This is a genomic window from Sphingobacteriales bacterium, from assembly GCA_016699615.1.
Classification (GTDB): Bacteria; Bacteroidota; Bacteroidia; order Chitinophagales; family JADIYW01; genus JADJSS01.
On record CP064984.1, the window covers coordinates 2,757,183 to 2,780,814 of the forward strand.

At 28.8% G+C, this 23,632-nt stretch carries 27 protein-coding genes; 9 read left to right on the forward strand and 18 right to left on the reverse strand.

All coding sequences use genetic code 11. The features are described 5' to 3' along the window. Nucleotides 1-5: 5 nt before the first annotated feature. Nucleotides 6-641, reverse strand: coding sequence for a carboxypeptidase-like regulatory domain-containing protein (locus IPK18_13125; protein QQR97758.1), 636 nt, complete (start codon nt 639-641; stop codon nt 6-8). Between the two features lie 119 nt (nt 642-760). Between IPK18_13125 and IPK18_13130 the strand changes: the two genes are divergently transcribed. Further along, nucleotides 761-3,175 (forward strand): penicillin acylase family protein, encoded by a 2,415-nt coding sequence (locus IPK18_13130; GenBank protein ID QQR97759.1) that lies wholly within the window; start codon nt 761-763, stop codon nt 3,173-3,175. A gap of 4 nt (nt 3,176-3,179) precedes the next feature. Then, nucleotides 3,180-3,587, forward strand: a complete 408-nt coding sequence (locus IPK18_13135) for a hypothetical protein (protein ID QQR97760.1) — start codon at nt 3,180-3,182, stop codon at nt 3,585-3,587. Here IPK18_13135 and thiE read toward each other — a convergent pair. Genes thiE through IPK18_13150 form a run of 3 tightly spaced genes read right to left on the reverse strand, consistent with a single transcriptional unit; the run spans nt 3,576 to nt 6,400 of the window. After that, a complete protein-coding gene (gene thiE / locus IPK18_13140) occupies nt 3,576-4,208 on the reverse strand; it encodes a thiamine phosphate synthase (protein ID QQR97761.1) in 633 nt (210 codons plus the stop codon). The genes IPK18_13135 and thiE overlap by 12 nt on opposite strands. Further along, on the reverse strand, nt 4,201-4,980 hold the full coding sequence (locus IPK18_13145; GenBank protein QQR97762.1) for a hydroxymethylpyrimidine/phosphomethylpyrimidine kinase: 780 nt from the start codon (nt 4,978-4,980) through the stop codon (nt 4,201-4,203). The genes thiE and IPK18_13145 overlap by 8 nt, the downstream gene beginning before the upstream one ends. Further along, nucleotides 4,958-6,400 (reverse strand): hypothetical protein, encoded by a 1,443-nt coding sequence (locus tag IPK18_13150; protein ID QQR97763.1) that lies wholly within the window; start codon nt 6,398-6,400, stop codon nt 4,958-4,960. The genes IPK18_13145 and IPK18_13150 overlap by 23 nt, the downstream gene beginning before the upstream one ends. Before the next feature lie 122 nt (nt 6,401-6,522). On the opposite strand from IPK18_13150, the gene IPK18_13155 reads away from it, so the two are divergent. The 7 genes from IPK18_13155 to IPK18_13185 all read left to right on the forward strand — a co-directional run bounded on the left by IPK18_13155 (nt 6,523) and on the right by IPK18_13185 (nt 12,200). Further along, nucleotides 6,523-6,780 carry an acyl-CoA-binding protein gene (locus tag IPK18_13155; protein ID QQR97764.1) on the forward strand — a complete coding sequence of 86 codons (258 nt, stop codon included), beginning with the start codon at nt 6,523-6,525 and terminating at the stop codon, nt 6,778-6,780. 112 nt (nt 6,781-6,892) lie between these two features. Beyond that, nucleotides 6,893-7,576 (forward strand): succinate dehydrogenase cytochrome b subunit, encoded by a 684-nt coding sequence (locus IPK18_13160; protein QQR97765.1) that lies wholly within the window; start codon nt 6,893-6,895, stop codon nt 7,574-7,576. 46 nt (nt 7,577-7,622) lie between these two features. Beyond that, on the forward strand, nt 7,623-9,599 hold the full coding sequence (locus IPK18_13165; GenBank protein QQR97766.1) for a fumarate reductase/succinate dehydrogenase flavoprotein subunit: 1,977 nt from the start codon (nt 7,623-7,625) through the stop codon (nt 9,597-9,599). A 2-nt stretch (nt 9,600-9,601) separates the two neighbouring features. Further along, on the forward strand, nt 9,602-10,093 hold the full coding sequence (locus IPK18_13170) for a hypothetical protein (GenBank protein QQR97767.1): 492 nt from the start codon (nt 9,602-9,604) through the stop codon (nt 10,091-10,093). Continuing rightward, entirely contained in the window at nt 10,093-10,287 is a 195-nt protein-coding gene (locus IPK18_13175) for a hypothetical protein (protein ID QQR97768.1), read from the forward strand. Before IPK18_13170 ends, IPK18_13175 begins: the two co-directional genes overlap by 1 nt. A gap of 27 nt (nt 10,288-10,314) precedes the next feature. Further along, nucleotides 10,315-11,079: a succinate dehydrogenase/fumarate reductase iron-sulfur subunit gene (locus IPK18_13180; protein QQR97769.1), complete on the forward strand. Its 765-nt coding sequence runs from the start codon at nt 10,315-10,317 to the stop codon at nt 11,077-11,079. A 185-nt stretch (nt 11,080-11,264) separates the two neighbouring features. Next, the gene (locus IPK18_13185) at nt 11,265-12,200 is read left to right on the forward strand and encodes a bifunctional methionine sulfoxide reductase B/A protein (protein QQR97770.1); all 936 of its coding nucleotides are present in this window, start codon (nt 11,265-11,267) and stop codon (nt 12,198-12,200) included. A 9-nt stretch (nt 12,201-12,209) separates the two neighbouring features. On the opposite strand, the gene IPK18_13190 is transcribed toward IPK18_13185, so the two are convergent. The 14 genes from IPK18_13190 to sucC form a co-directional block, all read right to left on the reverse strand. Beyond that, nucleotides 12,210-13,841, reverse strand: a complete 1,632-nt coding sequence (locus IPK18_13190) for a zinc-binding dehydrogenase (protein QQR97771.1) — start codon at nt 13,839-13,841, stop codon at nt 12,210-12,212. Between the two features lie 22 nt (nt 13,842-13,863). Further along, nucleotides 13,864-14,781 carry a hypothetical protein gene (locus tag IPK18_13195; GenBank protein ID QQR97772.1) on the reverse strand — a complete coding sequence of 306 codons (918 nt, stop codon included), beginning with the start codon at nt 14,779-14,781 and terminating at the stop codon, nt 13,864-13,866. Nucleotides 14,782-14,788: 7 nt separating this feature from the next. Next, nucleotides 14,789-15,643, reverse strand: a complete 855-nt coding sequence (locus IPK18_13200; GenBank protein ID QQR97773.1) for an N-acetylmuramoyl-L-alanine amidase — start codon at nt 15,641-15,643, stop codon at nt 14,789-14,791. An 18-nt stretch (nt 15,644-15,661) separates the two neighbouring features. Beyond that, the gene (locus tag IPK18_13205; protein QQR97774.1) at nt 15,662-16,696 is read right to left on the reverse strand and encodes a patatin-like phospholipase family protein; all 1,035 of its coding nucleotides are present in this window, start codon (nt 16,694-16,696) and stop codon (nt 15,662-15,664) included. A 23-nt stretch (nt 16,697-16,719) separates the two neighbouring features. Beyond that, nucleotides 16,720-17,253 carry a patatin-like phospholipase family protein gene (locus tag IPK18_13210; protein ID QQR97775.1) on the reverse strand — a complete coding sequence of 178 codons (534 nt, stop codon included), beginning with the start codon at nt 17,251-17,253 and terminating at the stop codon, nt 16,720-16,722. 12 nt (nt 17,254-17,265) lie between these two features. Next, nucleotides 17,266-17,436 (reverse strand): hypothetical protein, encoded by a 171-nt coding sequence (locus IPK18_13215; protein QQR97776.1) that lies wholly within the window; start codon nt 17,434-17,436, stop codon nt 17,266-17,268. Between the two features lie 206 nt (nt 17,437-17,642). Then, on the reverse strand, nt 17,643-18,005 hold the full coding sequence (locus tag IPK18_13220; protein ID QQR97777.1) for a hypothetical protein: 363 nt from the start codon (nt 18,003-18,005) through the stop codon (nt 17,643-17,645). A 43-nt stretch (nt 18,006-18,048) separates the two neighbouring features. Further along, entirely contained in the window at nt 18,049-18,294 is a 246-nt protein-coding gene (locus IPK18_13225; GenBank protein ID QQR97778.1) for a hypothetical protein, read from the reverse strand. A 140-nt stretch (nt 18,295-18,434) separates the two neighbouring features. Beyond that, nucleotides 18,435-18,719 carry a hypothetical protein gene (locus IPK18_13230; protein QQR97779.1) on the reverse strand — a complete coding sequence of 95 codons (285 nt, stop codon included), beginning with the start codon at nt 18,717-18,719 and terminating at the stop codon, nt 18,435-18,437. Nucleotides 18,720-18,799: 80 nt separating this feature from the next. Beyond that, complete coding sequence (gene metX, locus IPK18_13235; protein QQR97780.1) at nt 18,800-19,813, reverse strand: homoserine O-acetyltransferase; 1,014 nt, start codon at nt 19,811-19,813, stop codon at nt 18,800-18,802. Between the two features lie 30 nt (nt 19,814-19,843). Then, nucleotides 19,844-21,136, reverse strand: a complete 1,293-nt coding sequence (locus tag IPK18_13240; GenBank protein QQR97781.1) for an O-acetylhomoserine aminocarboxypropyltransferase/cysteine synthase — start codon at nt 21,134-21,136, stop codon at nt 19,844-19,846. A gap of 187 nt (nt 21,137-21,323) precedes the next feature. Continuing rightward, nucleotides 21,324-22,037 (reverse strand): hypothetical protein, encoded by a 714-nt coding sequence (locus IPK18_13245; GenBank protein ID QQR97782.1) that lies wholly within the window; start codon nt 22,035-22,037, stop codon nt 21,324-21,326. A gap of 26 nt (nt 22,038-22,063) precedes the next feature. Continuing rightward, nucleotides 22,064-22,306, reverse strand: a complete 243-nt coding sequence (locus tag IPK18_13250) for a hypothetical protein (protein ID QQR97783.1) — start codon at nt 22,304-22,306, stop codon at nt 22,064-22,066. A gap of 101 nt (nt 22,307-22,407) precedes the next feature. Beyond that, nucleotides 22,408-23,598, reverse strand: a complete 1,191-nt coding sequence (gene sucC, locus IPK18_13255) for an ADP-forming succinate--CoA ligase subunit beta (protein QQR97784.1) — start codon at nt 23,596-23,598, stop codon at nt 22,408-22,410. Nucleotides 23,599-23,632: the final 34 nt, after the last annotated feature.

Sequence of the window (23,632 nt, forward strand, 5' to 3'; positions counted from 1 at the left end):
CTATTTTATTTTTTCTTAGCTTTTTTATTTTCTTTGATTTTTTTGATAAATCCTGCCCACGCAAATGGATCTGTTAATGAAATTCCTGGACGTTGATTTCCAAATCTATTATAGTAATAAGTTGCTTGTTGTTTTGCATACGCATTGTAATTTTCTGCACCATCATAATTTGTACTACGCTCAAAATCATCATTTATAATAGAGTTTGCAATTGTTTGTTGTGCCAATTCAGCTAAATTATCAGGAATATCTAAATTAAGCATAGCATATCTAAGTTGATGTGGCTCAGGTAGTGGTCTAATTGTTACACCTTTTAGCATTACAGCATCTTGTTCTAGATTTATTTCTTTAGAGTATGTAGAACCTTCAATATCTATAGGAACTACTACCGTATATGTTTTGAAACCTAATGATTTTACAATAATAGTATCACCTTTTGCAATAACAAAGTTAAAATATCCATCAGAACCACTTATAGTTCCTCTGTTTTTATCTTTAATATATATTGCTGCATATGGTACTGGAGCAAAACTTTCTACATCTTTAATATAACCAGAGAATTGAACTAACTCTTTAGAATATGTATTATTGACATATAATAGTATTATTAAAAATAAATAAAAATATTTTTTTTGTTTCATTCTTCACAAATATAATTATTTTTTCATTCTCTAATTTGTTACTAAATTATTCTGTTCAACAATTAACAATTAATAACAGGCATCGAATTAATTTATATCTTTGTATAAAAGTGATTGTGATGGCTAAAAACATAATAGCGTTCGTTTTAATTCTACTTACTATTATCTTAATATACTTTCTAAATAAACCAATTGGTGATGCGCCAGCTGTTGGGCAATTTTTGTCTCCAACACATGGTTTTTGGCAAAATGCATTATCTGATGATAAAGTTGGTTATAGTTTTAAGATAGATTGTCCAAGTGGAAATACAGCTACAGTAGTAATTGATAGTTTTAATATACCACATATTTTTGCTGAAAGCGAAGCAGATTTGTTTTTTACTCAAGGTTATGTTCAAGCAAAATACAGATTGTGGCAAATGGAATTTCAGACAAGATTTGCAGAAGGCAGATTGTGTGAAATTGTTGGAGATAAAGCATTAGAAATTGATAGATACAATAGAAGAATAGGCATTGCAAGAGCAGCAAAAATATCCGTTCAAGAACTTTCAAAAGATGAAAAGAGTGTTGCTATTACAAATGCATTTAGTGATGGCGTTAATCAATATATTAAGGAATTAAAAAATAGAAAACTACCAGTTGAATTTAAATTATTAGGATATTATCCAGAAGAATGGACAGCTTACAAATCGGCATTGTTAATGAAATTTATGGCTTTCGATCTTACCTATTTTGATTTAGATGTAGAATACACAAATGCATTAAAATTATTAGGTAGTGAAGCTTTTAGTGTTTTATATCCAGATTCTCCAATACCATCCGATCCAATAATTCCAGAAGGCACAAAATGGAATTTTAAAAGTGTAGATTCATTCAAACAAAATACAACAGCATTTATTGCTGATAATATGTATCCAAATCCATATAAAAATAATCAAGCAAAGAAATTTATAGGAAGTAATAATTGGGCAGTTGCAGGCAGTAAAACTTACAGTGGAAAACCAATTTTATGTAGCGATCCACATTTGTCATTAAACTTACCATCTATTTGGTTTGCAATGCAATTACAAACTAATGATTTGAATGTGATGGGTGTTACCATTCCTGGTGCACCTGGAATCATCATTGGCTTTAATGATAGCATTGCTTGGGGCGTTACCAATGCATCAAGAGATGTTATCAATACATATCAAGTGCAATATAATAATGATAAAAGCAAATATAAATTTGGAAATAGTTATAAAAACTTCACTTATCAAATTGATACAATAAAAATAAGAGGACAAAAAGATTTTATAGATTCTGTGAAGCTAACAGTAGTTGGTGCAGTTGTTTACGATAATAATTTTGGTGCAGTAAAAGATAAAATGCATTTAGCTATTTATTGGAGAGCAACAGAGTCATCTAATGAACTACTAACATTTTATAATTTAAATAAATCAAAAAATCATCAAGATTATCTAAATGCACTAAATACATTTGGTTGTCCAGGACAGAATTTTGTTTATGCTGATGTAAATAACAATATAGCAATCAAGCAACAAGGACACTTTATGTTACGTACAAATTCAAGTCAAGGTAAGTATGTTGAACAGCTAGAAAATGCAAATCTCAATCAACTAAAATCATCGATACCAAATACACAAAATCCTTATATTCTAAATCCAACACGTGGATTTGTTTCAAGTGCCAATCAAAAACCAGTTGGTTCTGGCTATCCATATGCTACATCAGGACAATATGAAAATTATAGAAATAGAGTGATAAATACTTCATTAACAGAAATGAAGAATATAAAACCTAAAGATTTAATGAAATTGCAAGGCAACAATTTAAGTTTGTTGGCAAAAGAAACATTACCATTTATGTTATCATATTTAGATACAGTAAGACTTAAAGATTCAATATCATTAAAAATTATTTCAACTTTTGAAAAATGGGATTACATGGCCAATGCAAATTATAATAGTCCAAGTTATTTCTACAATTGGTTTGATAATATTATAAAACTTACATATGATGAATTTGATAAGAAGAATGTAAGCTTTGCAATTCCAGAAACTTATGTGCTTTCAAGTTTATTAGTAAATAATCCAAACTATTTTATTTTTGATATAAAATCTACATCAACAGTAGAAACCGCAAGAGAAATTGTAAACTTGGCATTTGAGCAAACTAAAAAGTATTTTATAGAATTTGCCAAAACACACAAAAAAGGCGATTGGCAAGAATATAAAAATACTACAGTTGAACACATGGCAAAAATAGATGCATTTAGCACAAGTAAAGTACCAATTGGTGGCTATCACAATATTGTAAATGCCACATCAGACAAATGGGGCGCATCTTGGCGTATGGTTGTAGATTTTGCTGGTGGCAAACCAAAAGCTTATGGCATTTATCCAGGTGGACAAAGTGGAAATCCTGCAAGTGCATATTACAATAATATGATTCCTATTTGGGCAGCAAATGAGTATTATGAACTAAATTTCTTTTCATCTAAAAAAGAAGCATTAAATTCTGTAAAAAAATAAAATTATGTCAGTACTAAAAATTATTATTATCTCAATACTTAGTTTCTTAATCACACTTATATTACCATGGTATAGCTTTGTTCTTGTATGTTTTGTTGTTGGATATATATTTTCTAAATACGAAGGCAATAATTTTTTTGCAGGATTTATTGGCGTTGGATTGTTTTGGTTATGCTATATGTTATATATAGATTTCAAAAGTAATCATACATTTTCAAATCAAATTGCACAAGTATTTTCAAATAATTTAGGTATGGATATTTCTAATGCATTGATAATAACAATAGCATCATTAATAGCTGGATTTTTAGGAGCATTATCATGTTTAAGTGGCGCAATGTTAGCACCAGAAAAATATAAAATTTCTAAAAAGAGAAAATCATCTAACAGTAGGTATGAATTAAATATCTAATTGTTTTATTGCTTTAAATTTTTCTAAGTTAGATTCAAAAAATTGATTGTAATGTAATGCTGATGATATAGCAATTCCATAAACGCCTGTTGCTAATATTTTTTCTACATCTTCAACTTTTATTCCACCTATTGCAATTATTGGAATGTCTATTTTTTCAATTTTCATTTGGTCTAATATATTCTTATATCCATCAATTCCAATTATGCTACTTAGGTTTTGTTTAGTAGATGTAAATTGATATGGACCTAATCCAATATAATTTGCACCATCAATGTATGCATTTCTAATATTTTCAATATTATTCGCTGTTGCACCAATTATCTTATCATTTCCAAGAATTTTTCTTGCTTGTACAATAGGCATATCATTCAACCCAAGATGTACACCATCAGCATCAACATCCAAGGCAATATCTACATTGTCATTTATAATCAGTGTAACATTGTATTTGCTTGTAATTGTTCTTGCATCACGAGCAATTGAAAGATATTCAGTAATAGTTTTATTTTTTACTCTTAATTGTATTGATTGTATACCATTTATACAAGCTAATTCTATCAACTCTTGATGACTAAAATGTTCAATATCTTGAGTTAGATAATGAAATTTTTCAATCATTTTGTTTGGTGTGATGATATCCTAAATTTGATTGATTACTTGTAAGGAATTTTAATGTATAACTTTTTGCAAGCGTACAAGCTTCGAGCAACTCATAGCCTAATGCTAGGTTGGCAACAATTGCAGATGAAATAACGCAACCTGTACCATGTTTTTCTAATTCTGTAATTACTTCTGGATGTAGAATTTCTATTTTTCCGTTGTAAAATAATATGTCTGTTGCTGGTGTTTCTATGCTATGTCCACCTTTTAAGAACACAATTGTTTTTTTTGCAAATTTTTCCGCAGCTTTTATTGCATCTTTATTTTGAGATAGCTTGCATACTTCATTCCAATTTGGAATAAGCATATCTGTTTTCTTTAAACATTTTTTTAATAAGCTATTATTGATATTATTATGTACTTTAAAACCTGCACTTGCACGCAAAATTGGATCTACAATTACAAAAATAGATTTGTCGTATTTTTTGATGTATTTTAAAACAATATTTAATGTTTCTAAATCTTTTATCAACCCAATTTTAATGAATTTAATTGTGTATTGCTTTAGTATAGGTTTTAATTGATGAATAATTTCCTTTGCAGAAAGCCAATGTACACCTAAAAATTTATTATCTGTTTGGTAGGTAATAGATGACACTATTCCCATTCCATATACGCCAATTTCTTCCATCGTTTTTATATCAGACAGAATTCCTGCGCCAGCACTTGGGTCAAAGCCAGCAATACTTAGAACTATTGGTCTTGCATTAGTCTTTTTGTTTTGCACCATGTTTTATTAATATTTCTTTTATAGATGTATAATGCATACTTTTCTTTTTTACTAAGATAGGTATGTATTTAAAATTAGATTTATCATATTTTTCTCTCCAAAAATAAAACAAATAATCTACAGCATTTTCAGGTTTTTGTTCTTTTATATATTGTCTTATGTTTTCTGGCAATAAAAATATCTCATAACTATCATACCAAATACTATTAATATTTGTATCATGATATAATACAATATCTGCATTTAATTCAAGTAATTTTGATTCTGTATAATTAATTCTTTGCTTTCTTGGTGTATGTCTATTGTTGGCAAATATTGTTTGCCAATTGCTTGTATAAGATAAAAAATTATCATCATAAGCAATGATTTTGCCGTAGTTCAAAAACTTAATATTATTAGCAACTCTGTATAAATTATTGTGGTATTGCTGAAGTGAGCTAATCGTATAATTTTTCATTTGAGGTAATGCATAAAAAAGTATAAATATGCCAAATGAAATTTTCTGTGATAATGACCTAAAATCTCTAATAAAAATAAAGGTTAACACTATTAAACCTAAATAAATAATGTAATAGTTTTTATAAGCAACATTCTCAATTTGTGGATGCAATGCGTTTACAAAAATTGGAATAAGCACATAACCAATAAAAATTGCATAATGTTTTGATGTAATTTTTTTCCTCTGTTTTATAAAATAGAATAACACACCAATTAATATTGGAAGTATAAAATATCTAAGATAATGCAAGCCAAAGTATAAAGCACTTTTATCAAATATTAGAATCTTTGAAAGTGATTCAGCATTAAACTGATAAGGTAGTACTTTCCCAAAATAAATCAATCTATATGAATAAAAAATAATTACAGGAATGATTAAATAGATAACTGTTTTTGTTATTCTAAATAGATAAAATCTTTTCTTTTCTCTTTGTTTTAGTTCGTTTACATCAACATAACTTGAGATTATTAATGGTAATACGTAGAAAAAGTTTAATATATTTATTGCAATTAAAACACTTGATGCAATTAATAAAAAAGTATATCTTTTGTTCCAGAATGCTCTTATTACCAATAAATATAAAAATCCAATAAACAACACATCACTACCCAAAAGTGCTGCCCAAATTTGTACACCGAGCAACAAACTCAGCATTATAAAAAAATTAACATTAGAAAATCTAGATTTTACGATACCAACCATTGTATAAAATGAAAAAACATGTGCAATACAATTAACTAAAATTATTGCATTGTTTGTATTTATTTTTAGCGTCGTAGATACAAATGATACAATTGTATTGAATAATATATTTGCACTATCATCAAAAGTAAAAGTAGAAAATTTATCATAATGATAGAAATGATGCAGAATTAAATTGTCTATGTATATATAATTATCTAAAAAGCATTGTGCAGGCAAAAGATATTTTGGTGTAACATAAAATAATAACCAAAATATTGGTAACGAAAAAAATAACGTAATTATCAATTTTTTAGAAATCATTTCATAAATTTATACCTTAAAAATTAAATTTTATAATCATGACATTACAAGAACAGTTTTCTCAAGCTCAAATTGATGTAAAAACACTTACAAAAAGACCATCAGATGCAGAATTATTAGATTTGTATGCTTTTTTTAAACAAGCAACAGACGGCGACAATACAACTTCAAAACCAGGAATGTTTGATATCAAAGGTCAATTTAAGTGGAATGCATGGAAAGATAAAGCTGGACTTTCTGCTGATGAAGCTATGCAAAAATATATTGATTTGGTTAAAACACTTCTTTCAAAGTAGTTATATAGATTAATTCTAAATTATATTGAACAATAAATTAATGTGATTATACATAATTTAAAGTTTTTACCTGTTTATCTTTGCACAAATTTTTAATTCATTTCATAGTTATATGGCAGCAAATAATTTTTATACTTCATCAATTGGAAAAAAAATCATCGTAGGACTTACCGGACTATTCCTAATTTCTTTCATGCTAGTGCATTTATCAATCAACAGTTTGATATTAGTTGATATCATCAATCCAGATGATAATGGTGCAACATTCAATGTAGCAGCACACTTTATGTCTCATAATTGGGCAATCAGAGTAATGGAAATAGGATTGTTCCTTGGCTTAATAGCACATATAGTTCTTACACTAAAACTACAATTTGAGAACAATAGCAAAAGACCAGTAAAATATGTTGTGTCTGCAGCTAATAAAAACTCAAAGTGGTATTCAAGATCAATGGCAATATTAGGCTCATTATTGCTTATATTTTTAGCAACACATTTATATCAATTTTGGTTGCCAACAAAACAAGCATTATATATAACACACGAAGAAGAAAATTCTTTCCAAATGGTAATAAATACACTTACATGTCCAATTAACCTAGTAATCTATTTATTAGGATTTATAGCATTAGGTTACCATTTGTTACACGGATTTCCAAGTGCATTTCAATCATTAGGATTAAACCACAAAAAATATACATCAATCATAAAAACATTAGGTACTATATTTTCAATCTTTGTACCAGCTATGTTTGGAATAATTGCTTTAGCAATCTTCTTTGGTCTAGTACAATAATAATAGTTTTAAGAAACAAATTAAAGATACAATAAATTTATCATATATGTTAAATTCAAAAATACCTAAAGGCGAAATAGATAAAAAATGGACTGATTATAAAAGTCATGTAAAGTTGGTAAATCCAGCAAATAAAAGAAAATTAGAAATAATTGTTATTGGCACAGGATTAGCAGGTGCATCAGCAGCAGCTACACTAGGCGAACTTGGCTACCAAGTAAAAGCTTTTTGTTTCCAAGATTCACCAAGACGTGCACACTCAATTGCAGCACAAGGTGGTATCAATGCTGCAAAAAACTACCAAAATGATGGTGATTCAGTGTATCGTTTATTTTATGATACAATAAAAGGTGGCGACTATCGTGCACGCGAAGCAAATGTTCATCGATTAGCAGAAGTATCAGTAAATATTATTGACCAATGTGTTGCACAAGGCGTACCATTTGCTAGAGAATATGGTGGGCTATTAAACAATAGATCTTTTGGTGGGACACAAGTAAAAAGAACATTCTACGCAGCAGGACAAACAGGACAGCAATTATTATTAGGCGCCTACTCAGCATTAGAACGTCAAGTAGCTATAGGTAATGTAAAACAATATTCAAGACATGAAATGCTAGATATTGTAAAAATTGATGGTAAAGCAAGAGGAATTATTGCGAGAAACTTAGTAACAGGAAAATTAGAAAGACATTTTGGACATGCAGTATTGTTGTGCACAGGCGGATATGGAAACGTATTCTATCTTTCTACAAATGCAATGGGTTCAAATGTTACAGCTGCATGGAAAGCACACAAAAAAGGAGCATACTTTGGAAACCCATGTTTCACACAAATACATCCAACATGTATTCCAGTATCAGGTGACCATCAGTCAAAATTAACTTTGATGTCAGAGTCACTAAGAAATGATGGAAGAATTTGGGTACCTAAAAAGAAAGATGACAATAGAAAACCAAATGATATTCCAGAAGATGAAAGAGATTATTATTTAGAAAGAAGATATCCTGCATTCGGAAACTTAGTACCACGTGATGTGGCATCTAGAGCAGCAAAAGAAAGATGCGATGCTGGATATGGTGTAGGTACCACAAAACAAGCTGTTTATTTAGATTTTAAATACAATCTAATCAATAAATATGGTAAAACAGAAGCAAATAGATTAGGTATTCAAAATCCTGATGAAGCAACATTAGTAAAATTAGGCAAAGAAGTAGTAAAAGAAGAGTATGGTAACCTATTTGATATGTATGAAAAAATTACAGGCGAAAATCCATACGAAGTGCCAATGAGAATTTATCCTGCTGTGCATTATACAATGGGCGGACTTTGGGTAGATTATGAATTAATGACAACAGTTCAAGGATTATACGCATTAGGTGAATGTAATTTCTCCGACCACGGCGCAAACAGACTCGGAGCATCTGCATTAATGCAAGGCTTAGCAGATGGATATTTTGTAATTCCATATACAATTGGAAATTATCTTGCAGATGAAATTGCTGTAAAACCAATTCCAACAGATAGTCCAGAATTCTTAGATGCTGAAAAAGCTGTTCAAGAAAGAATAGATAAATTAATGAGCATTAAAGGTAAGCAATCAGTAGAAAGCTTCCACAAACGCTTAGGAAAAATTATGTGGAATAAATGCGGTATGGCTAGAAATGAAAGTGATTTGAAAGATGCAATTAATGAAATAAGAGCATTGAAGAATGAGTTTTGGAGTGATGTAAAAGTTCTAGGAAATATTGAAGAATTTAACCCAGAATTAGATAAAGCAGGAAGAGTTGCAGACTTTTTAGAATTAGGTGAGTTAATGTGTTTAGATGCATTAAATAGAACGGAAAGTTGTGGCGGACATTTTAGAGAAGAATCTCAAACAGAAGAAGGCGAAGCACAACGTGATGATGAAAACTTTAAATATGTTGCTGCATGGGAATTAAAAGGAGAAAGTGATTGGCAACTGCACAAAGAAGAATTAGTGTACGAAAACATTAAAATTGCAGCAAGAAGTTATAAATAATTATGACAATTGGAATTGATCACATATTTCAAGAATTATATAAACACGATATTCGATATTTATTGACTGGTGGTTTAGCAGTAAATCTATATGGTGTAAATAGAATGACAGCAGATATTGATTTAATTTTAGATTTGACAAAAGAAAATATCAAAAAGTTTCATTCAGTAATTAGAAAAATAAATTTCATTCCATTATTGCCATTGCCATTTGAGCTTTTAGCTGACAAAATTGAAAGATTGAAAATTATAGAAGAGAAAAACTTAGTAGCATATTCATTTTATAATAAAACAAAGAAATTCCTAAATATTGATGTTATTATTGATATACCTAAATCATTTAGTGAACTTTGGGAAAATAGAATTGTTAAAACAACAGATGATTATCAGATAAATTTAATAGGTTTTGATGATTTAATACTACTGAAAGAATATGCAAATAGAGTACAAGATAAAAATGACATTCTATTATTAAAATCTGCAAATAAAAAATAATGAGAGAGAAAATTATAAATACAAATGAAAATACTATTTATGATGTAAATAATCCTAATTTGTATTTAAATTTAGATGTGAAAGAAGTTTTTGAATGGATTGAAACAACTAATGAATTTATTTGGAAAACATTGACAAAAGAACAACAAGAACAACAAATAGAAAATAGAAAGAAAAAATTATATAAGGCTTAATCGTTTTTAATATATTAAATAAATTATATGGAACACTACAATATGAATCTGACACTTAAAGTGTGGAGACAAAAAAACAGTAAAGATAAAGGTGCTTTAGAAACTTACGAAGTAAAAGATATTTCGTCTGAAATGTCATTCTTAGAAATGTTTGACGTTTTAAACGAACAACTAATTGCAGAAAACAAAGAGCCAATTGCATTCGACCATGATTGTCGCGAAGGTATATGTGGTATGTGTTCTATGTATATTAATGGAAGACCACATGGCCCATGGCATGCAACAACAACGTGCCAATTACACATGCGTGCATTTAAAAATGGAGATACAATAGTAGTAGAACCTTGGCGTGCGCAAGCATTTCCAGTAATAAAAGATTTAGTTGTAGATAGAACAGCATTAGACAGAATTATACAAGCAGGTGGATATGTTTCAGTAAATACAGGTGTTACAATAGATGCAAACACATTTCCAATTTCAAAAGAAATAGCAGATGAAGCATTTGCAGCAGCTGCATGTATTGGCTGTGGTGCTTGTGTAGCAGCATGCAAAAATTCATCAGCAATGCTTTTCACATCTGCAAAAATATCACAGTTAGCATTACTACCACAAGGCAAAGTAGAAAAAGACAAGAGAGTACTTAATATGGTTGCACAAATGGATAAAGAAGGTTTTGGTAGTTGTACAAACACTGGAGCGTATGAAGCTGAATGTCCAAAAGAAATTTCTTTAGAAAATATTGCAAGAATGAATAGAGAATATTTAGTTGCAAGTGTTAAATCTGAAGACTAAAAAAAATATTAAATATTTAGAAGCCTTTTCTTAATAGAAAAGGCTTTTTTATTTGAACAAATGAAGCATTTTGTTGTTACTCTCATATGAAATGTTTTTGTAGAATTTTATTCCCAATTTTAATATTTTTGATACCATTACAATCATGTACACAAAACATATCAACAAAAAATAAAAAAAAGCCTATGCCAAATAATTTATCAGAAGCAGAATGGAAAGCAAAACTTTCGTCTGAAGAATATTATATTTTAAGAGAAAAAGGTACCGAAAAACCATATTCAGGAAAGTTTTTAATGAATAAGGAAAATGGAAATTATGTATGTAAAGGATGTGGAACTGTTTTATTTAATAGCGATAGCAAATTTGATTCACACTGTGGCTGGCCAAGCTTTGACAAAGAGATAGGAAAAGGAATTATCAACTACACGCAAGACAATTCTCATGGTATGCAACGGATAGAAATTACTTGTGCAAATTGTGGCGGACATCTTGCACATGTGTTTAATGATGGACCAACAGAAACAGGAATGCGTTATTGTGTCAATTCTGTTTCTTTAGATTTTGTTCCTGAAAATGATAAAAATAAACTTGAAACTGCAACGTTTGGTGGTGGTTGTTTTTGGTGCACAGAAGCCATTTACACAAGAATTGATGGTGTAGAAAAAGTTACATCAGGCTACGCTGGTGGCAAAACTAAAAATCCAACTTACAAAGAAGTATGCGATGGCAATACAGGACATGCAGAAGTAATACAAATTGACTACAATCCAGCAAAAATTTCATATGCAGATTTGCTTAAAGTATTTTTCTCAACACATGATCCAACTACATTAAATAGACAAGGAAATGATGTAGGCACACAATATAGAAGCGTAGTATTTTATCATAATGATGCACAAAAAGCTCAGGTTGAAGAAGTAATTGAGAAGTTGACAGCAGAGAAAATTTATGACAATACAATTGTAACAGAAATAAGTCCATTCACTATTTTTTATAGTGCAGAAGATTATCATCAAGATTATTTTAAATACAATTCAAAAACAAACTCGTACTGCGAAATTGTCATTCAACCAAAAGTTGAGAAATTTGAAAAAGTATTTAAAGATATCTTAAAAAAGTAGGAGCGTAGCTTACCAAATAATGCCAATCTTGCCCATAGTCTTTCTATTTTCCATGTCTGTATGTGCTTGGTAAATATCTTTTGCAGCATACATTTTACCAACTTCAGGTGCAATTTTATTATTGACTAATAATTCTATGACACTATCCATACAATATTTTAGTGTATCTGGTTTGTAGTCAGCAATTCTCAGCATATTCACGCCAATCATACTTCTCGATTCCATTAGCAATTGCGCAGGATGATAAAAACCAAACTCTGCTGCCATTATTCCTTTTGAAACGATATTCTTTGCATCAGTCATACTTGATGCACCATAGCCAACAATACGTCCACCTTTGTTGAGTAATTTATATGATTTTCTAAAGTTTTCTGCACCAAGGCTATCAAATGCCACATCAATTGGTTCGTTTATTATCTTCGAAAAATCTTGTGAAGTATAATTAATCGGAACATCTACACCTTGATTTCTTAGATACTCAAGTTTTGCATCACTACCTGCTGTTGAATATATTTTTGCATTTCTTAATTTACACAATTGTATTAGTGCAGTACCAACGCCACCTGCGCCTGCGTGAATTAAAACAGTTTCGTTTGGCAATACATTTGTTGCCACATGGCAAGCATAGTATGCTGTTGAATATTGTGTAGCTAAGGCTAGTGCTTTTCCAGCATCCATATCTTCTGGAATTTTAGAAACTGCATTTTCTTTCTGTGTTATGTATTGCGAATAGCCACCAAATCTTGTGAAAGCCAAAACTCTATCACCAACTTTTAGATGTTGTACATCTTTTCCTACTTTATCTACTCTGCCTACAACTTCATAGCCAATAATGGTTGGTAATGGTGGACAATCTTGATAGTTGCCTAAACGTGCTACCACATCTGCAAAGTTTATACCTGAAGCTTCTACTAGTACAGCAACTTCATCTGCATTAGGTTCTGTTTTTTGAATTGATCTAAATTCAAATGCTTTTTCTGGCGTTCCGTTTTTAACTAGATATATTGCTTGCATGTTGGTATTAAAATTATTAATTAGTAATTGATTAAATATACTAATCATTATTGATATTGTAATAATAATTTTTAATACTTTATTTAACATTATTCTGTGGTTTAGATATAAATCATCGATATAAATATCTAAATTCTCATATTGAAAAATTATTTGAAAATTATTTGATAATTCTAATAATAATGAAATCGTTGTGATAAATAATAAAGCGTACTTAAAATATTTTAAAAATGGCAATTTGTTATTTTTTATTGATAATGAATTTGTACTAATTATTAATAGATAAAAAAATAGATATATTGATATTATGATAAAATATTTTATATAATGTGCGTCAATTACATCATCAATAAAAATTGGATTGATTTTGTTCAATATTGTTCTGTGAATTTCATTTGATGAATAAATATTACTTAGGTCGAAAATATTAATTGCCTTGTCTATTTGTTTGTCATTTATTTTAAATGAATGTATTGGAGAAATTAATAATGTTGATTCATTATCAGTAAGATATTTAATCGTTGCATTTAGTTTTTCATATACAAAAATAGAATTGAGTATTATGAAAAGTATTAGAATTAAAATAGGTACTTTGTATTTTAAAATATCTTTTATTAGTTTCTGCATCTTAATTCATTTGATGTTTATCTTATTTCTTATTTCCTGAAATGTTGTTTCTAGCGTTTATCAGTTTCATGAGTAAATCGTACCAAAATGGCGCGCCAAGTGTTAGAGCAATTACAGTAATAAATAGACCAAAAATATTCACAGATTTATCTTTACATACACAAGCTCCAATTGGCAAATCAAAGCCTATGATGTCATTTAATAATATATCTTTCTTTTCTTTAAATTCAGCAATCTTTGCTGAATCTGTAATTGTAAAATTAAATTTTGATGCAGTATCATTATTTACAATATTTTTTTCTGCATACGAAATCACTACTTGTCTTGCTTCAGGCTGATTGTAGAAGTATTTGAAAAGTTTTATTGAATCTACATTTAAAGAAATTGTAATAATAAGTGATATAATGAAAATAAAAACTTTTGTACTATTTTTATAAATTACAGTTACACTATTCATGTAATTATTAAATAAATTTGATACTTCAATTTTAAAATTCTGAATGTTTGCATTCCCATTTTCATTAAGCAAAAGTAATATCTCAGTTAATTTTGTTTTTAAAGGACTTTCTGGTAAATTATTGATTGTAGTTTGTAGATTATTTATATTACTTGATAATGTAATATTACCTAATAATTTTTCTATTAATGCTGTAGAAAAATCATCAGCACCAATATATTCTGGTTTGTTATTACTAAATGGATTAATTTTATTGAACTTACCTGATAATGTTGGTAATGTAGATAAATCTTTTATTTGAGTTGAACTATATAAATTGTTTAATATATTATTATCTCCAAATAACATTTCTAAAGATTTATATAATAATCTGCCTCTTCTGTTTATAAACATAGCTGTCAACTCGTTGATGAATGATACTAAACTACTCAATAAAAAGAATACTACAATTAGTGATATGGCAACTTCAATGATAACTAACATATATTATTTATTTTATAGTTAATAGTGTTCTATATATCCAACCTTGTGTTTTTTTATTTTTTACAACTAATATTCCTTTGCTGTTTTTTTCTTTATATGCAACTTCATCAGAAGAATTACATTTATATACTTTACACCAATTTCCCCATGTTTCTATTAAACCTACTTCATAACCAATTTGAAGAGACGGTTTTATAATATTGCTGTCACTATTTGAGTTATCGCTTTTTCTAAAGTTTGTATCTTTAGTATTTACTTTATAAATTTTTCCAATATTATCTGTAACTCCAAATACTTCTGTTTTGAATAAATCCCAATCAAATGCTGGTCCTGGATCTTGTTTTCGTCCAGCAGAAATATCATCATGGCCAAGTACTCTGTTGAGTTGATAATGATTTACTAAAAGTTTAGATACTGCAATAACTGCATCCATTTGTGCTTTTGGATATTTTTCCCATTTTGTTTGTGTTACAAATTTGTGTTTGTGTTTGATTGTTATAATATTTGATGCTTTTACGTTTTTTACATCATGACCCATGTTGATGATTTCAATACCAATTGATCTTGTATTGAAACTTGAAGTAATTTCATTCCAACAACTATATCCTGCATGTGCTCCAGCTTTATTAAATGGAATCATTTGGTATATAGTTCCATCTCTGTCTATGACTAAATGTACTGATGCTTTTGTGCCAGAAAGAACATTTAATGAATCAACTAAATTACCAGCTGTGTAATGTATGATTAAGTCTTTGGGCATGTTATCTGGTGTGCCATACTCTCTTATAATACTCGCTTTTCTAGTGTGGTTGATTTTTTCTGTTGCATTTTCTGCAACTAATTTGTGATCTACGATTTTCATAATATATTGTTTTATGGATTAAGAATTATTTATACTTTCACTATATAGTATCTTTCTTTGTTTTTTGTATTTTTCCCAATCGAATTTTGTTAAATATTCAATTCCAGCTTCAACACCTTTTAAGAATAAAGCTCTTTTATTTTCTTCGTTCATATAAAAATCCAACCAATTGGCTTTAGTTTCATAGGTATTGATATTTGCAATAGAATATTCTTCGTAGAATTTGTTTTTACTTAAAAAATCTTTATCATAATTAGATTTAAGAACATTGAATATTTTGCCGATGTATTGAATTAAATTATTTATCTCTGAATTGTCTTTTTCTTTACTATCATTTATTCTTGCGCCAATTGTGGGTAATCTTGGTTCAATAATATTTGGATTGTGAAATAAACTTATTGGAAAATTTGAAATTGCGCCACCATCAATGAAAATAGCTCTTTTTTTTGATTTTTTATCTGGAACAAATAATGGTTCAAAGAAAATTGGAATTGACATAGAAGCTCTCACATATTGTGCGGGATTTGTTTCTTTTGGATTTTTCCAAAACATTGCTGCTTGTTTGGGTAGTTCAATTTTGTTTTGTGATGCTAAATCTATTGTTATAAAAGTATAGTCAGCGGAGATACCTTTTAATCCAATATTATTTTCTTTGGTGTCTTTTTCAATTTTTTCATTTGATTCATTAATATCTTTGGTGTCTTTTTCAATTTTTTTAATTGACTCACTATTATCTTCTATATTGTTGATTTTGATGTAGTTATTAAATGATGCTTGTACTTCTTTAATTCTATTTTCTATTTCATTATCACTATCTATTTTATATGCAAAACTAGTTTCTCTCAATTTGAAAGTTATTGACGTTTCATTATTCAACTTATTATTGAACGTATATTTGTAAGTATTTTCTTCTGCATTAATTTTGAATTTTGCTTTTGAATCTAAATCAGCCTGATTATTAATTTTTGCAACATCTAAATTTTCTTTAATAAATATTTCAAATTCTTCTCCTTTATTAATTCCATAATTTGCTTTTTTAAACTTAAAATACATATATCCAAACAATACTGTGACTACTAAAAATATGATGAAGAAAAATAGTAAAACTTTTGTGCAAATGATGAATATTGAAGTATGAGTGGGAAATAAAATATTAATAAAAATGATATAAATATATAGATTACTATAGTATATAAAAACCAATCATTTTTGGATATTATACTTTTTATCATTGCTCTAAAAAACCAATGTCCATCAATAAATTCGTGCATCTTCATATTTTGCAAAATTTCAAACAACTTTGGTGTTTTAGTTTCTGATTTATTATTGCCTAATGCAGCTAAAAATAGTGTGTTGATTGCTCCTGCACTTGTACCAGCAAGTCTTAAAAAACGTATACCTACAAACTCTAAAACAAAACAAAATCCTACTAATGACAATCCTAATGTTCCGCCACCTTCTTGTACTAAATCTATGTATTGATTTCCATTTTCATCTAAAACATCTGAGTATTGTTTGTCTTCTGCTTTTATATTATCAAGTTTTGTAATTAATTTTTTTCCTTCTTCATCTATGTTTAAATATTCTGTTATTTTATCAAATTCATTCATTGTATATAGTTTTTAGTCTTTTACCCAAATTTCTAATTGTCCTTGTGGAGCATTGATATTTACTTTCTTTATTTCAAATTTATTTACTTCTGTATCAATGAAATTCTTTAGCTCATTAGCAAGAATTTTATCAGCTTCATTAAAATATCTGATTTCATTTGTTTTTATTGAGATATCTTTCATGTCTTCTGCTGGTGGTATAATCCAGTCGGTTTTTCTAAGAATATTTTGAATTTGTTCTAAGTATTTTATATTACCATACTGTATATATGCCTTTTTTTTTATTGTTTTTTGCTCAAGTGTTTTTGTATCAGGATTGTAAACATTTTTAGAATTATCATTAATTTTATTGATTATAATTGATTGCTTTTCAATTAGATTAGCTTGAATTATTGAATCTGATTTTTTTTTTTTATCTTTTCAAGATTTTTAATTTGTTGGGTTATATTATTCAAACTATCATGCAGTAATGTTATGTCATTTGCTAAAGTTTTAAGATATCTAATCCAAGATTTTCTTACTTCCGTATCTGTACTAACTGTAGCATAATATCTAGCTAATTCTATTTTTTGGTCTAAATTATCTGGTCTTGCTACTATACTTTCTACAAATTTAGAGTTGAAAGTCATTTCATTTATGTTTGCACTTTTATTTTTAAAATGATTTTCGCTAAATAATGTTGTAAGTGGAATAATTAAACTTCCAATAACAAAAGCAATTATGGTATAAATACCATTTTTATTCTTTTCCATAAAGTAGATATATTATATATTATATGTTATATGTATAATAAGATTATATTATAATATAATCTTCTGGCATTAAAAAGAAGTTTGCTTGTTCAACTAAAACTGCTTCTGCTTCTCTTCTAATTAAAAGACCTCTCGTATTTGGATTATTTTCCCAAATCCTTTTCATAGACCTAATTTCTTTAGCAATCTCTTTTAAATCTTTTGTTTTAACTAATGGTACAATATTTTTCATTTCTGTTCTGCCGGTTCCAACTAAACTGCTACCTCTGTTGTAGACTATAGAAAGCAATGCACCTTGTGCATCTGGTGGTAGTAACTCTATACCTTTATATACTTTTACAGTTTTTTTACCAAATTCTGGTAATGTTTTAGTGTAAAATACTTCTAATGCACTTTCATAAGGTATTTCAAGTTCTTTAATTTTATTGCTTAAAGCATTTTTTGCATTTGGTCTGCACCTTGTGGTATTGGTGGCAATACATTTGATAAAAAGAATTCAATCTTAGTTACTGTATTTGAGCCAAATATTGCATCAACTTCTTTTCCAGCAAATCCAAGTTTTTTTTGAATATCTTTCTTTAATTGGATTAAATCTGAAGATAATTCTGTGATGCCTAATTGTCTTGCTAATTCATTGCAAGTAGTTTTGTCGAATATTGCAGTTTGTGCAACATTCAATCTTTTCTGAATGTTTTTAATTCTTGTTTCTAACATAGTATAAAATTTATGGTTAACAAATACTATGTGAATATAATACAATTATGTATTAAACAAAAATATTATTTAGTTTTTTTTTATTTTAAAAACACTTCTAAAACTTTGGTGATTTTTTCATTTTCTATCAAGAAGCCATCATGTCCGTAAGGTGAATCTATTTTTACAAATAAGGAATGTGGAATTAATTCAGCCATCAATTCTTGTTCTTCTAATGGATATAGGAAATCACTTTCTATACCTAAAACAACAACATTACATTTGATTGCAGACAAGACATCTTTTGCATTTGTTCTGCCTCTTTCTATATTATGATTATCCATTGCTTTAGATAATATGTAGTAAGAATAGGCATTAAATCTTTGTGCTAATTTTTCTCCTTGATATCTTTGATAGGAACATGCTCTAAAATTTTCAAGTTTTGTATTGTCTTTGTCTTCTTGTGTAATGTTGTATGCTTTGTAATTTCTGTATGAAATTAGCCCAATACTTCGTGCAGCTTTCATTCCATTTATTCCAGCATTATCATCATCATTACCAAAAGTACAATCTGCTTCTATTGCCATTCTCTGCGATTCATTGAAGGCAATGCCCCAAGGTGAATGTTTTATATTTGTTGCTCCTAATAATATATTTTCAAAAATACTAGGTTCTTGAATTGTCCATTCTAAAAGCTGTTGGCCACCCATTGAAAATCCACAGGCAAAATGTATTTTTTCTATGCCTAAATGAATCCTAAGTAATGTAAGTGTTCTTACCATATCACGTACGGTAACAGTTGGAAAATCGTTATAATATTTCTTTCCTGTTTCGTGGTTGATAGATAATGGACCAGTAGAACCATAGCATGAACCTAACATGTTTGCACAAACAATAAAATATTTCTTTGGGTCTAAAAAATATCCATCTCCAACCATTCCTGGCCACCATTCTTCTGGATTGGAATTTGCAGAAAATGCATGACAAATCCATACAACGTTAGATTTATCTTCATTCATTTTTCCAAATGTATGATAAGCAATTTCTACATTTTTTAGTGTTCTACCACATTCTAATGTAATATCTTCTTGTATTTTAAAAATATTAGGATTCACTATGTAATTGTTATTTCTTAAGTATGTAAATTATGCATTTAATGCTTGGTCAAAATCTGCTTTTATATCATCTATATGTTCAATACCTACTGAAACTCTTATTGCATTTTTTGCTACTCCAGATGCTTTTTGTTCTTCATCTGATAATTGCTCATGTGTTGTAGATGCTGAATGTATTACCAATGTTTTTGCATCGCCTACGTTTGCTAAATGTGATGCGAGTTTTACTGAGTTTACAAATTTTGTTGCTGCATCATAGCCACCTTTTACCTCAAAAGTAAATACTGAGCCAAAGCCATTTGTAAGGTATTTTTTACCTAATTCATGGTATGGTGAGTTGCTTAAGCCTGTGTAGGTTACACTTTCTACTTTTGGATGATTTTGCAACCATTCTGCTAATGCCATTGCATTTTGGTTGTGTCTTTCTACTCTTAGTGATAATGTTTCTAAACCTTGTAATAATAAAAATGAATTGAAAGGAGAGATGGCTGGTCCCCAATCTCTTAAACCTTCTACTCTTGCTCTAATAATATATGCAATATTTCCGAATGGACCAGGTGTGCCAAAAACATTCCAAAAATTTAATCCATGATAACCTTCGCTTGGTTCTGTAAACTGCGGATATTTTCCATTTCCCCAATTGTAATTTCCACCATCTATGATTACACCACCAATACTTGTTCCATGTCCGCCAATCCATTTTGTTGCAGATTCTACTACTATATGTGCACCATGTTTTAATGGTTGAAATAAATAGCCACCAGCACCAAATGTATTATCAACAACAATTGGAATATCATATTTTTCTGATAGTGCTTTAAATGCTTCCCAGTTTGGCACATTTCCTCTTGGATTACCTATAGATTCTAAATAGATTGCTCTTGTATTATCATCAATTAATTTTTCGAAACTTTCTGGGTTGTCGCCATCTGCGAATCTACATTCAACACCTAATCTTTTGAATGCTACCTTAAATTGATTGTAGGTACCACCATATAAAAATGAAGTAGATACAAAATTTTGTCCTGCTTCTAGTATATTGTTTAATGCTATAAATTGTGCTGATTGACCTGATGCAGTTGCTAATGCTGCAACGCCACCTTCTAATGCTGCAATTCTTTTTTCAAATACATCTGTCGTTGGATTCATTAATCTTGTATAGATGTTTCCAAATTCTCTTAATCCGAATAGATTTGCGGCATGTGTGGTATCTTTAAATTGATACGATGTTGTTTGATAAATTGGTACTGCACGTGAGCCTGTTGTTGGATCTGCTTCTTGTCCTGCGTGTAGTTGTAATGTTTCAAATTTGTAGTTGCTCATGATTATTTATTTTATATTTTAAAAATTTATTTATAAAAAAACCTTCCAGATGAGGAAGGTTTATATTTTAGTTACTTTTTTAGACAATATTATCTACCTTCCAATGTAATGGTATTGCAACAACAACAAGAAAAGATAGAGAAAAGATAATTTTTCATAATTTATTATTTAATTTTTCAACCATTATTTATCTCAAAATAGATATCAGTTGTTTTTTTATAAATACCTGCCTTGTAATAATCATGTAAAGCACTTCTGGTATTGAATACCTTTCTGCTATATCATACATCCTAATTTTACCATTTTCATAATCTTTAAAGCAATTATTAATGTCACTTTCTCTTAATTCATATGGTAACATTAATTCCATTGCAATAAATAAAGGAAATCTTTCAATATATTCTGGTTTACTTAAACCTGTAGTTTTAAATGAATCATTTACATCCGATTTAGACACATGTAACTGTTCTGTAACATCTCGTACGGATTCTGTAAATAATTCTTTATAATTATCAACTTCTTCAAAATAAATATGTAAAAGTTCTTTTAGATATGCATATCTTTTTACACAAAAAGTAATGTTGTCTGATAATAATATAATAATTTTATTACCAATATTAAATTTAAAACTATATGTATCTGCTCTACCAAATCTACTTTTATGAATATATCTTTTAATATGAGGGTAAGTAGTTCCTATTTTAGACTTTGACAGAAATAAGCTATTTATGTGTTTTGAAAACTGGGAAACACTAAAGTGCAAATTTTTTTTATGATTAATTGGATCAAAATCAATACAAGATAAAGAAGACAAGTCGTAGTTTATAGTCGTAATAAAATTCTTATTTAAATTTTGTATGGCTTTTGTATATGTAACAACATCAGTAAGGCTAATATCCATATATTATATATTATATGTTATATGGATTATTGATTATTGTCTTTAATTTCACGGAATGCGGAATTTTGAACGCATAAAGTATTACTATCAGACTCAGATTTATAATCCTTAAGCATTTCCAATGTGTGTTCAACACACATATCAAAACTTACAGAATTACTTGGGTTTAGCATAAATTTTATATCAGAAATGCCCAGTTCTGTATAAATTTTTTGTAATTCAATCTCATTTTGTTGAGAAAGATTTAATGCATTAATGTCATTTGTCATATATATAATTAGTTTATTTTTATATACTTACTACTGCAAATATAATGCTTTTTTAATACTAAATATCAATATTTTATAAAAAAATGTTAATAAATTTTTAATTATGCTACAGCTTTTTTTACTAAATCTGCTGCTTCAGATAGTAATATTGCTGATTGTACTTTTAAGCCTGAATCGTCTATCATTTTCTTTGCAATATCTGCATTGGTGCCTTGTAATCTTACAATGATTGGAATTTCAATGTTTCCTATATTTTTGTAAGCATCTATTACACCTTGTGCTACTCTATCGCAACGTACGATTCCACCAAATATATTGATTAAAATTGCTTTCACATGTTCATCTTTCATGATGATTCTAAATGCTTTTTCAACACGTTCTGCATTTGCTGTTCCACCTACGTCAAGAAAGTTTGCTGGTTCTCCACCGCTTAATTTTATGATATCCATAGTTGCCATTGCTAAGCCAGCACCATTTACCATGCAGCCAACATTGCCATCAAGTTTTACATAATTTAATTCGTTTTCTGTAGCTTCTAATTCTGTTGGATCTTCTTCTAATAAATCTTTTTGTGCTTCTAAGTCTTTGTGTCTATATAATGCATTGTCATCAAGATTTACTTTGCAATCTACAGCCAATATTTGATTGTCTGATGTTTTTAATACTGGATTGATTTCAAATAATGATGCATCTGATTGTTCATAAGCTTTGTATACATTTAAAACAAATGCTACCATTTCTTTGAATGCTTGTCCTTCTAAGCCTAAATTAAATGCTATTCTTCTTGCTTGGAATGGTTGTATACCAACAGTTGGATTTATCCATTCTTTGTAAATTTTTTCTGGTGTATGTTCTGCAACTTCTTCTATATCCATTCCACCTTCTTGTGAGTATATAATTGCATTACATTCTTTATTTCTATCTAATAGTACTGATAGATAAAATTCTTTTGTTTCTGACTCGCCTGGATAGTATACATCTTGCGCTATCAAAATTTTGTTTACTTTTTTTCCTTGTGCTCCTGTTTGTGGTGTAACAAGTGTCATACCTAATATTTGAGCTGATTTTTCTTTAAATGAATCGAAATTGGGTGTGAATTTTACGCCACCACCTTTTCCTCTTCCACCTGCGTGTACTTGTGCTTTAATAACTACACCTTCACTACCTGAGCGTTTAGATACTTCTTGATATGCTAGTTGTGCTTGCTCTAATGTTTCTGCTACAATTCCTTCTTGTATCTTTACTCCATAAGATTTTAATAATTCTTTTCCTTGATATTCGTGTAAATTCATAGCTCAAATGTATGATAGAATTTTGAATTATCAA

Coding starts and splice junctions, on each gene's coding strand:
- IPK18_13210 (QQR97775.1), bottom strand. CDS start 17,253: ATGAATGAATTTGATAAAATAACAGAATATTTAAACATAGATGAAGAA.
- IPK18_13205 (QQR97774.1), bottom strand. CDS start 16,696: ATGTATTTTAAGTTTAAAAAAGCAAATTATGGAATTAATAAAGGAGAA.
- thiE (QQR97761.1), bottom strand. CDS start 4,208: ATGATTGAAAAATTTCATTATCTAACTCAAGATATTGAACATTTTAGT.
- IPK18_13240 (QQR97781.1), bottom strand. CDS start 21,136: ATGAGCAACTACAAATTTGAAACATTACAACTACACGCAGGACAAGAA.
- IPK18_13190 (QQR97771.1), bottom strand. CDS start 13,841: ATGCAGAAACTAATAAAAGATATTTTAAAATACAAAGTACCTATTTTA.
- IPK18_13180 (QQR97769.1), top strand. CDS start 10,315: ATGGAACACTACAATATGAATCTGACACTTAAAGTGTGGAGACAAAAA.
- IPK18_13155 (QQR97764.1), top strand. CDS start 6,523: ATGACATTACAAGAACAGTTTTCTCAAGCTCAAATTGATGTAAAAACA.
- IPK18_13230 (QQR97779.1), bottom strand. CDS start 18,719: ATGTTAGAAACAAGAATTAAAAACATTCAGAAAAGATTGAATGTTGCA.
- IPK18_13220 (QQR97777.1), bottom strand. CDS start 18,005: ATGGAAAAGAATAAAAATGGTATTTATACCATAATTGCTTTTGTTATT.
- IPK18_13160 (QQR97765.1), top strand. CDS start 6,893: ATGGCAGCAAATAATTTTTATACTTCATCAATTGGAAAAAAAATCATC.
- IPK18_13250 (QQR97783.1), bottom strand. CDS start 22,306: ATGACAAATGACATTAATGCATTAAATCTTTCTCAACAAAATGAGATT.
- IPK18_13200 (QQR97773.1), bottom strand. CDS start 15,643: ATGAAAATCGTAGATCACAAATTAGTTGCAGAAAATGCAACAGAAAAA.
- IPK18_13125 (QQR97758.1), bottom strand. CDS start 641: ATGAAACAAAAAAAATATTTTTATTTATTTTTAATAATACTATTATAT.
- IPK18_13245 (QQR97782.1), bottom strand. CDS start 22,037: ATGGATATTAGCCTTACTGATGTTGTTACATATACAAAAGCCATACAA.
- IPK18_13130 (QQR97759.1), top strand. CDS start 761: ATGGCTAAAAACATAATAGCGTTCGTTTTAATTCTACTTACTATTATC.
- IPK18_13145 (QQR97762.1), bottom strand. CDS start 4,980: ATGGTGCAAAACAAAAAGACTAATGCAAGACCAATAGTTCTAAGTATT.
- sucC (QQR97784.1), bottom strand. CDS start 23,598: ATGAATTTACACGAATATCAAGGAAAAGAATTATTAAAATCTTATGGA.
- IPK18_13170 (QQR97767.1), top strand. CDS start 9,602: ATGACAATTGGAATTGATCACATATTTCAAGAATTATATAAACACGAT.
- IPK18_13135 (QQR97760.1), top strand. CDS start 3,180: ATGTCAGTACTAAAAATTATTATTATCTCAATACTTAGTTTCTTAATC.
- IPK18_13215 (QQR97776.1), bottom strand. CDS start 17,436: ATGAAAGATATCTCAATAAAAACAAATGAAATCAGATATTTTAATGAA.
- IPK18_13175 (QQR97768.1), top strand. CDS start 10,093: ATGAGAGAGAAAATTATAAATACAAATGAAAATACTATTTATGATGTA.
- IPK18_13165 (QQR97766.1), top strand. CDS start 7,623: ATGTTAAATTCAAAAATACCTAAAGGCGAAATAGATAAAAAATGGACT.
- IPK18_13185 (QQR97770.1), top strand. CDS start 11,265: ATGCCAAATAATTTATCAGAAGCAGAATGGAAAGCAAAACTTTCGTCT.
- IPK18_13195 (QQR97772.1), bottom strand. CDS start 14,781: ATGTTAGTTATCATTGAAGTTGCCATATCACTAATTGTAGTATTCTTT.